A 13,742-nucleotide genomic window follows, 5' to 3' on the forward strand; every position below is an offset into this window, starting at 1 on the left:
GGGCAAGCCAGGGCAAAGGTTTGATTGCATTGCCGTGGTTACGACGAACGGGGCGTATTGACCTCGAACATGACAAGACCCCTGGGAATGGGCTAGCTTCAAGGGGTAGGCCATTGATCAACTGTGGAGGTAAGTCATGCCAGTGAAACACGACCTGTATCAGGACTTGGGGTTGAGCAAGGAAGTCGTTCACGAGCGCAGGGCGGGGGACAAACGGCTGGACTCGCTGCTCACGCAATACGACGCTGCCGACGGGGAGGTGTTGAAGGCGGAGTCGGCCAGTGCCAGCGATGAAGAGGTGGAGAAGCTGAAGAAGAAACGCTTGTTGATCAAAGATGAAATTGTCGCGAAGTTGGGTTAAGTAAAACCCGCAGCCAGTGGTGAGGGGCAAATTCCCTCGCCACACACCAGGCTGTTCCACGCGAATGTGCAGATTTTTTCAGAATTGTTTGAGGGACAAGCTCAACCTCGCTCCTTATGATGCGCCCCGTCCACCCGGCTCTGGGGCTTTTTGCGATGCAAGGATTGCGTTGTTGAGCCGGGTGGACATCCCGGGTTCGGGCTGTACTTAGTAAAATCGCTCGGCCGAAAACGCCGCTAAGGAGACATGTGGCTGTTGCCCAACTGCCATGCTGGCAAGGGCGTCACCGATCGCAGGCGCAAATTTGAATCCGTGCCCCGAGCATGCGGATGCGAAATAAGTTGATCTCAACGCTCGGGACTCCCCAATCAGAAATGAGTCATCGGGACTCAGCGTGTAGAAGCAGTTTTTTGCGTATATGGGCGAGCGCTCCAACTTGGGGAAAAGATCACTAACAACCTCCGATATCTCTTCCAAATAGATTTTTTGCACCGGTATGTTTGCTCACTCAGGAGTGGCTGGAGTTTGCTGCCTGTTGTGAAAACCAATCTTCACCCCAGGTTCGTTGCTGAGAATCGATGGAAGACCGTAGAGAAGGGCTCCATTCTGATGCTCATAGAGGAAAATCGGGAACTGATCTGACGAAAACAGATGCTCGAACCCTTTCTTTGGCTTGAACCAAAATACTGGAATCTGACGCGGCTCTATGCAGCTTTCGAGTTCGGGTAAAAGGTGAATGGCAATCCAGGGACCCGCTGTGACGATCACTTTTTTTGCAAAGTGCGTTTGCCCGTTTCGGGTGCGTAAGCGTATCTGCGAACCATGAGGGCCCATGTCGACAACGCTGTCTCCAAATTCAATAATGGCGCCCTGACGCACCGCCTCGTTGAGCATCTCTAATCTGGCTTCGCAGGCCGATATTGCATAGGCACCGGGCTCGAATACCGTCCGCGATCCAGTTGGCACATTGAATGCTGCAAAATGGGACCTGGTTTTCACTTCACTCCACACCGCATGCTCTATACCTCCCCCTCTGGCGGTTTCGATGCTTCCCGCCACCACGTGGCTGGACTGAGGTCCAACGAAAATACCCCCGGTTCGAAAGAGCAGCTTTTTCTGCGTTGCCTGTTCCAGTTCGTTCCATAGCAAATCCGACTGGTTGAGTAACGGCAGGTAGTGTCCGCCTTCCCAATAAGCACGACGAAATATACGGGAGTTTCCGTGGGATGACCCATAGCTGTGGGTGGGGCCCGATGCCTCAATTCCGAGTGTTCGGGTGCATTTCGCAGCTACCCTCCATAGCCCAGCCGCCCCCGTGATTCCTAGACCAATCACGATAACGTCGTAAGTATTTCTCATGTTTGGAACTCCCTATTTTTTCGACCGGCGATTAGCTGCCGTGTCGTAGGCCAGAAGGCACATTAATAGGCCTGTGGTAGAGATAACTAATGTAAGAGAAAAGGCGGGAATGGTTTTCCCATTGATGAATAGACCAATGACCAGTAGGGTAAAAGGGAGAATAAACTGTAAAAAACCAGTGAAGGATAATGGTATTTTTCCGGTGGCGAACGAAAGCATCAAGAGCGGCGTGACTGATACGACACCCGTTAGCCAAATAAGCGGGGTTGTGCGGGGTGCTATTTCGCTCGGCCATATAATAGGGTAGTCAAAGAGCCAAATGGCGACGACTAAGCAGCCGCTCAGAAAGAAAGTTTCCAAGAATAATCCGGTCGCTGCGTTTAAGGGTGTACATTTTTTCAAGTAGGTGTAAGTTCCCCATGTTGTGGCAATTAATAAGTAGGTCCAGTGGCTAAGGTTTTCGCTGAGAATTATTAGAATTAATATTGCGCCGAATGCGACGCCAATAGAAAGAATTTTGGTGGGGGACAGGGGGTCATGATAGATTAGCGCCCCCAACGCAATGGATATGAAAGGTGCTAATAAGTAACCAATTCCACTTTCCAAAATGTAGCCATTAATTGAGGCTCCTATAAAGACCGCCCAATTGGTGGCTATAACAAGGGGAGCGATGCTGTGCAGGGCGATCAGCTTCATTGTGATGTACTTTGCCTGGCTGACACGTCGGAAAACAAGAAGAAATACAGCGAGAAGAATGCAGGACAGGGCGACTCTGTAAGCGACTAGCGTCGTGGGCGGTACTTCGCCAAGCGCTCTCCAGTAAAGAGAGGACGCGCCTAGAATCAGATTTGCGAATCCAGACAATACAATCGCCGAAAAATGAGTGGCAGAAGGCGCCCGCTGTGTTTTCATGATTTTTTATGTCGAATGATAAAATTCAATGATTTCGTAAGACCAGAAAATAGTGCCATTTTTGTCGGTGGCGTATGACGCCAGATCATGATTCGCCCAATGTTGGAATTCTCTTTTTAAAAGCTTGCTTGTCATCTGCCATTGGTCAGAATAATACAGGAGTGGAAGCGTATGGCGTTCCATGAGTCTATAAATCAACGGGGGCGCGCCGTGATGCGTTTCCTTGTACCTATCCAATACGTCACGAATTCCGACTAAAGAATTAAGGCCCACAATGGCCCTTCCCGAAGGCGCCAGGTATCTTGGAAGATCATCGAGAAATTGGGCGATGACTTTTTCTCCATAGAACATCGCTTGAATGGGCAACTGCCCCGTCTGCGTGATGATCTCCAAACGCTGGGTGAGTGATGGAGAGGGGGTTCGCCAGCCTGGCGGGTTAAAGATGATTGTTTCAAATTGTCTTTCAGGAAGATTGTTGAATAGGTCACACGCATAAAAAGAAATGGCAGGGTGTTTGAAGTTTAAATGCTCGTGAAGTTTTGCCTGTTCAATGGCCTGTTCGGAAATATCCGTGGCGACAATGTCGTGGCCGCCAAGCTTGCGTATCAATAATGCGTGGACACCACTGCCTGTGCCAATATCAAGGAAGCTTTTGTTTATTCTGTTAGAGCTGAATGAACGCAACAAATAGCAGCCGAGCCTCACGCCCGCGAGGCTTACTTTAAAGACCTTGGGTGAATGTATTAAATTAAGCTGTAGGCCCAGACCAAAATAAATTGTATACGTGTCACCCGGATATTCCACTTCATCACACTTGAGGTAGTGTTTTCCTGCCAGTCCGTGATCAATAAGCCCTTGCATCTCTATCTGCTCCGCCCCAGTTCTATCGAGCGAGCGCAGGCTTTTTTAAGACCTTCTATAATGATGTCTTGCGCTCCTTGAATGTTAAAGTAATCGATTGCTCTGGCAGTCGTTCCGCCGGGTGTCATAACCTTTTCACATAAATTCATCGCCGGCTCCTTGCATTGTTCTAACGTTGCCGTACTTCCGCGCAGTATTTGCAGGGTTATAGAGGCAGCGCTTGATCTGTCGAAACCAGACGCTACAGCGTATTCAGTGAAGGCTTCGGCAAAATACGCGATATAAGCTGGACCGCCTCCGACCAGAGCGGTGGCGCTGTCGAGCAGTGCCTCATCTTTTACTGCGAGCAAATTGCCAAGCTTCGAAAGAAGCTCGTTAACGACAATGATGCTTGCCAGCGTTATTCGAGGTGCGGCAACTAAAATAGTCATCCCTTCATTAATGCCGCAAGGAAGGTTGGGAATCGTTCGATAGACTTGGGCGCTTTTCAAACGGGCTGTGAGTTCCCAAATACGGACTCCAGCCATCGCTGAAATGATGACGCCTGTGTACTGTTCAATGTGAGCATTGCTTTCTGAGAACCTCAAGAAGGCCTGAGGCGGGATCGCCAGAATGATGACATCATCAATTAAAGGATTTGGGAGTTCTTCCTGTGTTGAAATACCCGCACTTGCAATGCTGGCACGGCGAGTGGGGTCGGTCTCGACGACAGTTATCGACATGTCTGCACTGGAACGCTTTAATCCAAATGCAATGGCACTGCCCATATGCCCACCACCGACGATCATGATATTCGTTGCTGACATGATGATCCCCTCCGGCACGATTACGCTGTTGGGTTGGCTAAAACGTCAGCTTTGTGCGGAATCGGATCTATATCAAATCTTTGGCTTCCTAAAATCATGTAGGACGTTTCTGGTGATTTCAGGCCCAACGGCCAGTCTCCGGAGCCGGGCGGACATCCTGTCTTATACCAGCAGCACCCTCATGCACTCATCCACGGAACGCTGCTGCGTCTCGCCATACAGCTGCAATTCGTCAAGCGTGCTGCGGCCCAGCGCCTGCTCGAACTCTGTTCTGTTTGAATGGGCCGCATAGTGGCTCTGCGCGGTATCGCCCAGGTTGGACTGGAAGATCCCGGCTGCGCTTACCGGCAGGAAGTCCTCGTACACCAGTGGTTCCACCTCCACGTGCCCTGCGCTGAGCAATGCCTGCAGCGTGCGCGGCTGGTCGGGCTGGCGGCGGGCCGCGAGGCCTTGTGCGCTGGGGAAATAGCGAAAGTAGGCCAGGCCTTGCTCGCGCATCTGCGCGTGGTTGTCCGGGAATGCCTGGAAGTATTGCGCCATCAATTGCTCATAGCGCGCGGCATTGGCCTCGTTGGGGAACGCGCCGAGTTCATCGCGGGCAGCATTGAGCAATTGGTCGTACAGAGCGCGCCCCTTGGGCGTCAGCGCGATGCCGCGTTGTTCGATTTCACCGAAGCGCGCGCTGTGGCTGCCCAGGGCATCGGTAAAGGCGATGGGTTCGTCGAGCGCCTTGAAACTGGTCTGGCGCAGCAGGATCGGGCAATTGCGTCGCGGTGGGCCTTCGATCACGGCTTTGGGGGTGATGCCGTTGGCGGGCATGGCGGCCTGCACCTGATCGATGTCCAGGGTACGCGGGGTGAGGTGATTGATGTGCGGGCCCTTGAAGGCCACCACGTCGGCGATCAGGCGATGCTGGTCGCTGAGTTGCCGATACTGTTCGGCCGTGACGGTGGCGCTGTGGTGCCAGCGAAAGGTCTCCAGCGCCTGGCGGATAAAAGCCTGGGCATCGTCGGCATCGAGGCCGCCGTCGGTTTCGGCCTGCTCGATCAACGCCAGGGCGCCTGGGGTGAAGATCGAGCGCTTGGCCAGGGCGGTTTCGGCGAAGCTGCGCAGCGCGGGGTTTTCGATCAGTTCCAGGCGCAGCAACGAGGTGAACACGCGAAAGGGGCTGGCTTGCAGTGACTGCTCATGCACGGCGCGAAAGGCGGTGGAATGCACCGGCACGCCAGCCGGCGTCAGGTCGTAGTAACCTACGGGTTGCATGCCCATCACTGCAAACAGGCGGCTGATGGTCGCCAGTTCGGCGGCGGTGCCCAGGCGTATCGCACCGTGGCGCTCCATGCCCAGGCGCTGGATTTCGCCGGTGCGGCGCAGGTGCTCGGCCAGGCTCTGGTCGCTCTCCAGCACCCGCGCATTGGTCTGCGCCACCAGTTCCAGCAGCGACCCGTACAACGGAACTTCATCCTGGTACATGTCGGACATGGCCCTGGAAAAGCCCTTGCGGATCTCGTCGGGGCTGACATGGGCAGTGACGAACATAGAAAAATTCCTGATGGCGGTGAGGATAACAGTGGCCGTGTCCCGATTTTGTTGAGCGCCACGCCGGCTTGCAAACGAAGATTCCTCTGGACTTCATTCTGCAAATGAATGAGATGACATGAATATGACCAAAATCCGCTGCACGGAAATTTCATATTCACGCGCTTTTCCTAACTAATTCTTCACGGAGCCCGCCCCGGCCGGCGTGAAAGAATCGTCACGTTCGCAGGGATGAAAACGTCGTTTCGCCATCGCTCACATAAAAAAATATTCAGGGGCCGTCGTTAATGAAAATATCTACACTGGCGTTGTCCATCGGCGCCGCCGCACTTGCACAACAGGCCTGCGCCGATGATTTCGGCCTTGGCGCGCTCGGCACCGGCAACGGGCACAGCGGCTTTCTCGAAGACAGCCATGCAGCCGTCAGCTCGCGAACCATGTACTACAGCGCTGACAACCGCTCGGGCAGCAATAACGACCTGCGCGAAGCCGCGACCCTGCTGCGTTTTGACTATAAATCCGGCTACACCCAGGGCACCCTGGGCGTCGGCTTCGATGTCATGGCCTTCGGTGCCTTGCGCCTGGACGGTGGCGATGGGCATACCGCAGGGCCGGGCCTTGCCGGCAACGGCAACAGCTTCTTCCCGACCAGAAACAACGGCACCGAGCCTGCCGATTCTTTTGGTCGCGCCGCGGGTAACGTGAAATTCCGTATCTCCCAGACGGAGTTGCACGTCGGCGGCGGCCTGGCGCCGGTGCTGCCGATCCTGGTTTCCAACGACAGCCGTGTGGCGCCGCAGACCTTTGACGGGGGCATCCTCACTTCCAACGACATTCCCAATGTCACGTTTACCGGCGGTGAGTTGAATCGCGTCGAGGGCCGTGCCTCCAGCAACTCCACGGGGTTGAGCGTGGCCGGGGGGACGCGGGACAGCGACAGCTTCAAATTCGGCGGCGTGGACTACAAGCCGTTTGGTGCTTCCGACAACATCGTCGCGAAAAACCTGACGTTGCAGTACTACTACGCGCAACTGCAGGACTTCTACACACAGAACTACGCGGGCCTGGTCCATGTGCTGCCTCTGGGCAACGACCAATCCTTTAAGACCGACCTGCGCTACTTCGACAGCCGCAGCGACGGCAAGAACGGCGAGAGCGGTTACCAGTTCAACAACAATGGCGGCTATGCCCGGCATGCCAACGAAGTGGACAACAAAACCTACAGCGCCGCCTTCACCTACCAACTGGGCGGCAGCAGCCTGATGCTCGGTCATATTGGCGTGGGTGATGACGGCGGTTTTGTATGGGTCAACCAGGGCAGCCTTGCCGATCCCCACGCCCAGGGCGCCGGTGGCAGCGACTTCTACCTGTTCACCGATGCGGTGGTCGGGCAGTTTTCCCGTGCGGGCGAGCAGGTCAACTTCGGCCAGTATGCGTATGACTTCAAGGCCTACGTGCCGGGCCTGAAAGCCTCGGTTGCCTACCTCAACGGCAGCGATATCAAATCCAGGGTCGCCGGCGGCCCTGACCAGAAAGAAAACGAAACCGATCTGCGCTTGGACTACGTGGTGCAAGCCGGCCCCCTCAAAGGCTTCGGGACCACCTTGCGCACCGGCACCTACCATGGCAAAAACACCGGCACCGCCGACCAGGACCAGACCCGCCTGATCTTCAACTACACGTACGCCATCTTCTAAGTCTTCATGTGCATCCGGGCGTCATTGGGTTCTACACTGCTGCCTATCCGGCAGGCGATGGAGGACTCAATGACGGCCACACCCACACACCCGATACTCGCCACCCTCGAAGGCCAGCGCCTGGCGACAGCGGATGCCGAACGCTGGCGCGAGTGGGGACCGTACCTGAGTGAACGCCAATGGGGCACCGTGCGCGAGGACTACAGCGCCGACGGTGACGCCTGGGCCTATTTCCCCCATGAACATGCACGCAGCCGCGCCTACCGTTGGGGCGAGGATGGCCTGGCCGGTTTCAGCGACAAGGCGCAACGCTGGTGCCTGGGTTTGGCACTGTGGAACGAGCGTGACAGCATCCTCAAGGAGCGCCTGTTCGGCCTCGACAACGCCGAGGGCAATCACGGGGAGGACGTCAAGGAACTGTACTTTTTCGTCGATGGCGTGCCGAGCCATGCCTACATGCGCATGCTCTACAAATATCCCCATGCGGCGTTTCCCTACGCCGACCTGATCGCCGAAAATGCCCGTCGCGGGCTTGAGGATGCCGAGTACGAAGTGCTCGACACCGGCGTATTCGAAGACAACCGCTACTGTGATGTAACGGTCGAATACGCCAAGCATCAGCCTGACGATATTTTCATGCGCATCACCGTGCATAACCGCGCGGACCAGCCGACGCGTGTGCAGGTGTTGCCCCAACTGTGGGCGCGCAATGACTGGAGCTGGACCTTTGACGCGCCCAAGCCGCAGTTGTGCCTGGACGGTGAGCGGGTGCTGGCCCGGCATCATGAGCTGACTGACCGTCACCTCAGCGCCTGGGGCCAGGACGGCCTGGAGTGGCTGTTCTGCGAAAACGAAAGCAACTTCCCCAAGCTCGATGGGCAACCGGCGCCGGGGCCGTTCAAGGATGGCATCAACGACTATGTGGTGGGCGGCGCAGACTCGGCAATTCGCCGCGACACGGGCACCAAGGTCGCCGCGCGTTTCAGCCTCGAACTGGCGGGCCAGGAGAGCAAAGCCCTGTACCTGCGGTTTGCGCCGGTGGACGCGCCCGAGGTCAATGCACGCAAGTTGTTCGAGCTGCGCCGCCAAGAGGCGGACGACTTCTACGCCGCCTTGCAGCAAGGCATTGCCGATGCTGACGCGCGCAATGTGCAGCGCCAGGCCCTGGCCGGGTTGCTGTGGTCCAAGCAGCTCTACTACTTTGATGTAAACCAGTGGCTCGACGGCGACCCGGCCCAACCCGCGCCGCCGCCCGAGCGCCTGCATATCCGCAATACCCATTGGCGGCACTTGTCCAATTTCGACATTTTGTCCATGCCCGATACCTGGGAATACCCGTGGTACGCGTCCTGGGACCAAGGCTTCCAGGCCGTGGCAATGGCGCTGATTGATCCGGGGTATGCCAAGCAACAGTTATTGTTGCTGGTTAAAGATCGCTTTATGCACCCCAATGGTCAGCTGCCGGCGTATGAATGGCGTTTCGACGACGCCAACCCGCCGGTACACGCCTGGGCCAGTTGGCGCGTGTATCAGCAGGACAAGGCGCTGACCGGTGTCGGCGACATGGACTTTCTCGAGCGGATCTTCCACAAGCTGCTGCTGAATTTTTCCTGGTGGGTCAACCGCAAGGACGCCGAGGGCCGCAACCTGTTCCAGGGTGGTTTCCTGGGGCTGGACAATATTGCCTTGTTCGACCGCTCGGCCCCGTTGCCGACGGGTTACCAACTGGATCAGGCCGACGGCACCGCATGGGTCGCGGCGTACGCCCTGGACCTGATGCGCATTGGCCTGGAACTGGCCAGGCGCAATGGCGTGTACGTGGACATTGCGGTGAAGTTCTTCGAGCATTTCCTCTATATCGCCGGCGCCATCAACCGCGTCGACGACAGCGCCGAAGGCCTGTGGGATGAGCAGGATCTGTTCTTCTATGACGTATTGCATCGCCCCGATGGCCAGAGCGAACCGGTGCGCCTGCGTTCCATCGTCGGGCTGATGCCGTTGTTTGCCGTCCTGGTGCTGGAGCAGCGTGAGCATGAAGGCCTGGACGGGTTGCGCGAACGGCTGTTGGGCTTCATGCATCATCGGCCGGACCTGGCCAGACTGGTCTCGCGCTGGAACGAACCGGGGCAGGGCAATCGCCTGTTGCTGGCGCTGCTGCGGGGCGAGCGCACCAAGGACTTGCTGCGCCGCATGCTCGATGACAATGAGTTCCTGTCGGCCTTCGGGGTGCGCTCCTTGTCCAAGGCCTTCGCCGATCAGCCCCTGGCACTGAAGATGAATGGCGACACCCTGTGTGCCAGCTACCAGCCCGGCGAATCCGACTCACGCTTGTACGGCGGCAACTCCAACTGGCGCGGGCCATTGTGGATGCCGGTCAACTACATGTTGATTGAATCGTTGCGCGAATTTCATCGGTACTACGCCGATAACTTCTCCGTGGAATACCCGACCGGCAGCGGTTATTTGTCGTCCCTGGAAGAAGTGGCCGACAGCCTCAGCGAACGTCTGACGCGGTTGTTTCTGAGGGATGAAAATGGCCTGCGCCCTTCGATGGCGGGGTATGCGCAATTGGAAGCGGACCCGGCCAGTCGCGATCTGGTGTTGTTCCATGAGTATTTCCACGGCGAAACCGGGCGTGGCCTGGGGGCGTCGCATCAGACGGGGTGGAGTGCGTTGGTGGCGTTGTTGCTGCAGCCGAAAAGCTAAGCCGCACCACTGACTCGCTTTTCTGTAGGAGCTGCATTGCTTGCGACATTGCAGGCAAAAAATCCCGCCACCACAAGGCTTGAATCAGGTAGATTCGCCGGCCTTACCCTTACAAGGATGTAGATCATGGCAAACCGCGCCATCGTTTCAAGCCCTGCCAACCTGCTGGGCGCATTGCTGGTCAGCGCGGCTGCGCTGCTCGCCTGCCTGCCGGTTGGCAGCGCCGGTGCGCAGGAGCTGAGGGCAATGTGCCTGGCATGCGATGTCGGCTTTGCGACCGATGCGACTAAATGGGTCAAGAACGGCATGTACCGTCTTGACGCCGTGACGCTGACGGATGACGAAAAGGAGATGGGTGCAGAAGCTGACGAGAAACGCAAAATGACCCGGACCAAACCTCTGGTTCTGGGCATTGATGAAAATGATGCGTTGGTTCAGGCAAGCGTAGACGCAATCGATGCCATGGGTAATTCGGGACGCGATAGCACTGTGTTGGAGCAGCAGTGGCCCGACCTGACTCGTCGTGCGCGGTACGCATACAGTCTTTTTATGGCTGAAGATCAACCTGTGGACTTTTATAAAGTCTATGTGCGGGTAGGTCGCAATCAATACATGGTGACGGTTGGCCGGGACGTGGAGAGCGGCGAATTCAAGATGAGACCGGGCCATTGGCGGTTCCTCAATGAATACGGCAACCCGGGTTCGCCAGAAGAAGTGGCGCAGTTTAAAAAAGTCGAAGCCGCTGCTGGGCGTTGATAACGAGGCTAGGGCCAGAAATGAAAAATCCCGCCGGAAGGCGGGATTTTTTTGAGCGCGGCGTTATCAGGCCGGGAACAGCTCGCTCAGCTTCATCGCCAGCATCATGTCGCCTTCGGTGCGCAGTTTGCCGCCCATGAAGGCCTGCATGCCGTCGGTGGAACCGTCGACGATGCCTTCCAGGGTTTCGCTGTCCATGACCAGGGTCACTTGGGCGTCCGGGTTTTCGCCTTCCTGCAGTTCGCAGGTCTTGTCCTTGACCACCAGCGAGAAGTTCTTGGTGTCGTCGATACGGAAGCCGAATACCAGGTCCAGGCCTTCGGCAGCGCTTGGGTTGAATTTGGCTTTCATTGCTTCTACGGCTTTAGCTACGTCAGTCATGGTTTCGATCCTTAAGGGTAGAGTCCAGTGACCTGGGGGTCACGGTTGGCCGCAGTTCATCGGAAAGTGATGAGCTGCGGCGCCTTCAGCAGTTGCAAGTGGGTATGACTGTTGAAGGAAGCCAGTGCCACCTCGCGACCACGGAATTTCAGCTGGTTGAGCGAGGTGTTAACAATTTGCCAGTTCAGTTCGAACGCCTGGGCGACCGGCATTCGGGTAATCAGGTGGAGCAGGGCGGTGATGGTGCCGCCGGAGGTGAACACTGCGATCCTGTGGGCGTTGTCGGCCGCTTCAAGGAGGCGCTGCAAGCCGCCCTCAACCCGTGCGACAAACCCCTGCCAGCTTTCCAGCCCCGGTGGGTCGTAGGTGCCGGCCAGCCAGCGCTCGATGATCAGGGCGAAGATGCGCTGGAATTCGCTGCGGTTCTGCGCGCCATTGCGCAGGATATGCATGGCGTTGGGTTCGGCGCCAAGCAGATCGGGGAGCAGGCCGCGAATGATCGCCTCGCCGTCGAATTCGTTGAACGCGCTGTCGATTTCCAGGGGCGGCACCGGCAGGCCGAGGGCGCTGTATTGATCGAACGCGGCGGTGGCAGTGTGCTGCTGACGGCGCAGATCACCCGACAGGCAACGATCGAAGGTCAGCCCCAGGTCGGCCAGGTGGCGACCGAGTACCTGGGCCTGTTCCACACCGACTGGCGACAGAACGTCATAGTCGTCTGCACCGAAGGAGGCCTGGCCATGTCGAATCAGATAGATGCTGCCCACGTCCGTTTTCCCGGTACGTTGAAAGTCTGGCGAGGTTATGAGGATGCCCGCGAGCTGTCAATGAAAAAACATACGCTTGTTTTAAAAGCTCGTTGGAGATGCGCTGGTGGCGGTTTGGGCACTGGTCCGCAGGCATGGGCGCCGGTATGCTGGGCCATCCGCGCCTGGCGCAGTGCATTCTTTAAGGAGACATATGGATTTTTTGGCCGAATACGCGAGCTTTCTGGCGAAGACCGTCACCCTGGTGGTCGCTATCCTGGTGGTGCTGATCAGCTTCGCGGCCCTGCGCAGCAAAGGCCGTCGTAAATCCGCCGGCCAGTTGCAGGTCAGCAAGCTGAATGATTTCTACAAGGGCCTGCGCGAGCGCCTGGAATCGAGCCTGCTCGACAAGGACCAGCTCAAGGCCCTGCGCAAATCCGAAAGCAAGGCCGAAAAAAAGCAGGGCAAGAGCAAACCTGAGGCCAAGCCACGGGTGTTCGTGCTGGATTTCGACGGTGACATCAAGGCCTCGGCCACCGAAAGCCTGCGCCATGAAATCACTGCATTGCTGAGCCTGGCCACTCCCAAGGACGAAGTGGTGCTGCGCCTGGAAAGTGGCGGCGGCATGGTGCACAGCTACGGCCTGGCGTCGTCGCAACTGGCGCGTATTCGTCAGGCGGGCGTGCCGCTGACCGTGTGCATCGACAAGGTTGCGGCCAGCGGCGGCTACATGATGGCGTGCATTGGTGAAAAGATTATCAGCGCCCCGTTCGCCATCCTCGGTTCCATCGGCGTGGTGGCGCAGTTGCCCAACGTCAACCGTTTGCTGAAAAAGCACGATATCGACGTTGAGGTGCTGACCGCCGGCGAATACAAACGCACCCTCACGGTGTTTGGCGAAAACACCGAGAAGGGCCGCGAGAAGTTCCAGGAAGACCTGGACATCACGCACCAGCTGTTCAAGAACTTCGTCTCGCGTTATCGCCCGCAGTTGGCGATTGACGAGGTCGCCACCGGAGAAGTCTGGTTGGGTGTTGCCGCCCTCGACAAGCAACTGGTCGACGAACTGCAGACCAGCGACGAATACCTCGCCACCAAAGCCAAAACCGCCGAGGTGTTCCATCTGCACTATGCCGAGCGTAAGAGCCTGCAGGAGCGCGTAGGGCTGGCGGCAAGTGGTTCGGTGGATCGAGTGTTGCTGACCTGGTGGAGCCGGTTGACCCAGCAGCGGTTCTGGTAACCCGCTTCTGAAAACACCGGTGAACCCAATGTGGGAGAGGGCTTGCTCCTGATAGCGGTGTATCAGCCAGCTTGTCTGTTGACTGGCACCCTGCTATCGGGAGCAAGCCCCCTCCCACCTTGGTGTTGTATAGGTCAGGGGCGACAGGTTTTGTAATAGTTTTGCTCTGTGGGAATTTTGTGTTTGGGCTGTAGGATTCAAGTCCTTTTGTTATTTCAGGATTTGCATGAACACCCTTTCGGAGCCCCCCAGTCGTCTTTCCCCAAGACACCCGCTGTCGTTGTTCCCGCTGAACCACCCCGTAGTTCGTCGACTAACCTTGTCCCGGTCCAATGATCGCGCCTTGCCGTGTCCGGCATTCTGAACAACCTGAATACA

11 protein-coding genes and 1 pseudogene are annotated in these 13,742 nt (G+C 57.0%); 5 read left to right on the plus strand and 7 right to left on the minus strand.

Annotation, left to right across the window (positions count from 1 at the left end; genetic code table 11):
* The first annotated feature begins 136 nt into the window (after positions 1 to 136).
* Complete coding sequence (locus MRY17_RS10655; protein WP_104502619.1) at positions 137 to 361, plus strand: DUF465 domain-containing protein; 225 nt, start codon at positions 137 to 139, stop codon at positions 359 to 361.
* Between the two features lie 207 nt (positions 362 to 568).
* On the opposite strand, the pseudogene solA reads toward MRY17_RS10655, so the two are convergent.
* The 5 genes and pseudogenes from solA to hglS all read right to left on the minus strand — a co-directional run bounded on the left by solA (position 569) and on the right by hglS (position 5,838).
* A pseudogene (solA, locus tag MRY17_RS10660) lies at positions 569 to 1,720 on the minus strand (N-methyl-L-tryptophan oxidase).
* A gap of 12 nt (positions 1,721 to 1,732) precedes the next feature.
* Positions 1,733 to 2,416 carry a hypothetical protein gene (locus MRY17_RS10665; RefSeq protein ID WP_243353727.1) on the minus strand — a complete coding sequence of 228 codons (684 nt, stop codon included), beginning with the start codon at positions 2,414 to 2,416 and terminating at the stop codon, positions 1,733 to 1,735.
* A gap of 222 nt (positions 2,417 to 2,638) precedes the next feature.
* Positions 2,639 to 3,493: a methyltransferase gene (locus tag MRY17_RS10670; protein ID WP_181285961.1), complete on the minus strand. Its 855-nt coding sequence runs from the start codon at positions 3,491 to 3,493 to the stop codon at positions 2,639 to 2,641.
* Positions 3,494 to 3,495: 2 nt separating this feature from the next.
* Positions 3,496 to 4,299, minus strand: a complete 804-nt coding sequence (locus tag MRY17_RS10675) for a pyrroline-5-carboxylate reductase family protein (protein ID WP_243353728.1) — start codon at positions 4,297 to 4,299, stop codon at positions 3,496 to 3,498.
* A 162-nt stretch (positions 4,300 to 4,461) separates the two neighbouring features.
* Positions 4,462 to 5,838 (minus strand): 2-oxoadipate dioxygenase/decarboxylase HglS, encoded by a 1,377-nt coding sequence (gene hglS, locus MRY17_RS10680; RefSeq protein ID WP_243353729.1) that lies wholly within the window; start codon positions 5,836 to 5,838, stop codon positions 4,462 to 4,464.
* A 287-nt stretch (positions 5,839 to 6,125) separates the two neighbouring features.
* Here hglS and MRY17_RS10685 point away from each other — a divergent pair, with 287 nt between their 5' ends.
* The 3 genes from MRY17_RS10685 to MRY17_RS10695 all read left to right on the plus strand — a co-directional run bounded on the left by MRY17_RS10685 (position 6,126) and on the right by MRY17_RS10695 (position 10,997).
* Positions 6,126 to 7,535 carry an OprD family outer membrane porin gene (locus MRY17_RS10685; protein ID WP_243353730.1) on the plus strand — a complete coding sequence of 470 codons (1,410 nt, stop codon included), beginning with the start codon at positions 6,126 to 6,128 and terminating at the stop codon, positions 7,533 to 7,535.
* Positions 7,536 to 7,604: 69 nt separating this feature from the next.
* Positions 7,605 to 10,241 (plus strand): MGH1-like glycoside hydrolase domain-containing protein, encoded by a 2,637-nt coding sequence (locus tag MRY17_RS10690; RefSeq protein WP_243353731.1) that lies wholly within the window; start codon positions 7,605 to 7,607, stop codon positions 10,239 to 10,241.
* Positions 10,242 to 10,367: 126 nt separating this feature from the next.
* Positions 10,368 to 10,997: a hypothetical protein gene (locus tag MRY17_RS10695; RefSeq protein ID WP_243353732.1), complete on the plus strand. Its 630-nt coding sequence runs from the start codon at positions 10,368 to 10,370 to the stop codon at positions 10,995 to 10,997.
* A gap of 66 nt (positions 10,998 to 11,063) precedes the next feature.
* Here MRY17_RS10695 and MRY17_RS10700 read toward each other — a convergent pair whose 3' ends face one another.
* A complete protein-coding gene (locus MRY17_RS10700) occupies positions 11,064 to 11,378 on the minus strand; it encodes an SCP2 sterol-binding domain-containing protein (RefSeq protein WP_064053889.1) in 315 nt (104 codons plus the stop codon).
* A gap of 56 nt (positions 11,379 to 11,434) precedes the next feature.
* Entirely contained in the window at positions 11,435 to 12,145 is a 711-nt protein-coding gene (locus tag MRY17_RS10705) for a histidine phosphatase family protein (RefSeq protein ID WP_191955640.1), read from the minus strand.
* Between the two features lie 193 nt (positions 12,146 to 12,338).
* Between MRY17_RS10705 and sohB the strand changes: the two genes are divergently transcribed.
* A complete protein-coding gene (gene sohB, locus MRY17_RS10710) occupies positions 12,339 to 13,364 on the plus strand; it encodes a protease SohB (RefSeq protein WP_181285955.1) in 1,026 nt (341 codons plus the stop codon).
* The last annotated feature ends 378 nt before the right edge of the window (positions 13,365 to 13,742 follow it).

Source organism: Pseudomonas orientalis (assembly GCF_022807995.1).
Lineage (GTDB): Bacteria > Pseudomonadota > Gammaproteobacteria > Pseudomonadales > Pseudomonadaceae > Aquipseudomonas > Aquipseudomonas orientalis_B.

Bases quoted from the DNA above. Each gene is read 5' to 3' on its own strand.
- MRY17_RS10670 (WP_181285961.1), bottom strand. From the start codon at position 3,493: ATGCAAGGGCTTATTGATCACGGACTGGCAGGAAAACACTACCTCAAG.
- MRY17_RS10685 (WP_243353730.1), top strand. From the start codon at position 6,126: ATGAAAATATCTACACTGGCGTTGTCCATCGGCGCCGCCGCACTTGCA.
- MRY17_RS10695 (WP_243353732.1), top strand. From the start codon at position 10,368: ATGGCAAACCGCGCCATCGTTTCAAGCCCTGCCAACCTGCTGGGCGCA.
- hglS (WP_243353729.1), bottom strand. From the start codon at position 5,838: ATGTTCGTCACTGCCCATGTCAGCCCCGACGAGATCCGCAAGGGCTTT.
- MRY17_RS10665 (WP_243353727.1), bottom strand. From the start codon at position 2,416: ATGAAGCTGATCGCCCTGCACAGCATCGCTCCCCTTGTTATAGCCACC.
- MRY17_RS10700 (WP_064053889.1), bottom strand. From the start codon at position 11,378: ATGACTGACGTAGCTAAAGCCGTAGAAGCAATGAAAGCCAAATTCAAC.
- MRY17_RS10655 (WP_104502619.1), top strand. From the start codon at position 137: ATGCCAGTGAAACACGACCTGTATCAGGACTTGGGGTTGAGCAAGGAA.
- MRY17_RS10675 (WP_243353728.1), bottom strand. From the start codon at position 4,299: ATGTCAGCAACGAATATCATGATCGTCGGTGGTGGGCATATGGGCAGT.
- sohB (WP_181285955.1), top strand. From the start codon at position 12,339: ATGGATTTTTTGGCCGAATACGCGAGCTTTCTGGCGAAGACCGTCACC.
- MRY17_RS10690 (WP_243353731.1), top strand. From the start codon at position 7,605: ATGACGGCCACACCCACACACCCGATACTCGCCACCCTCGAAGGCCAG.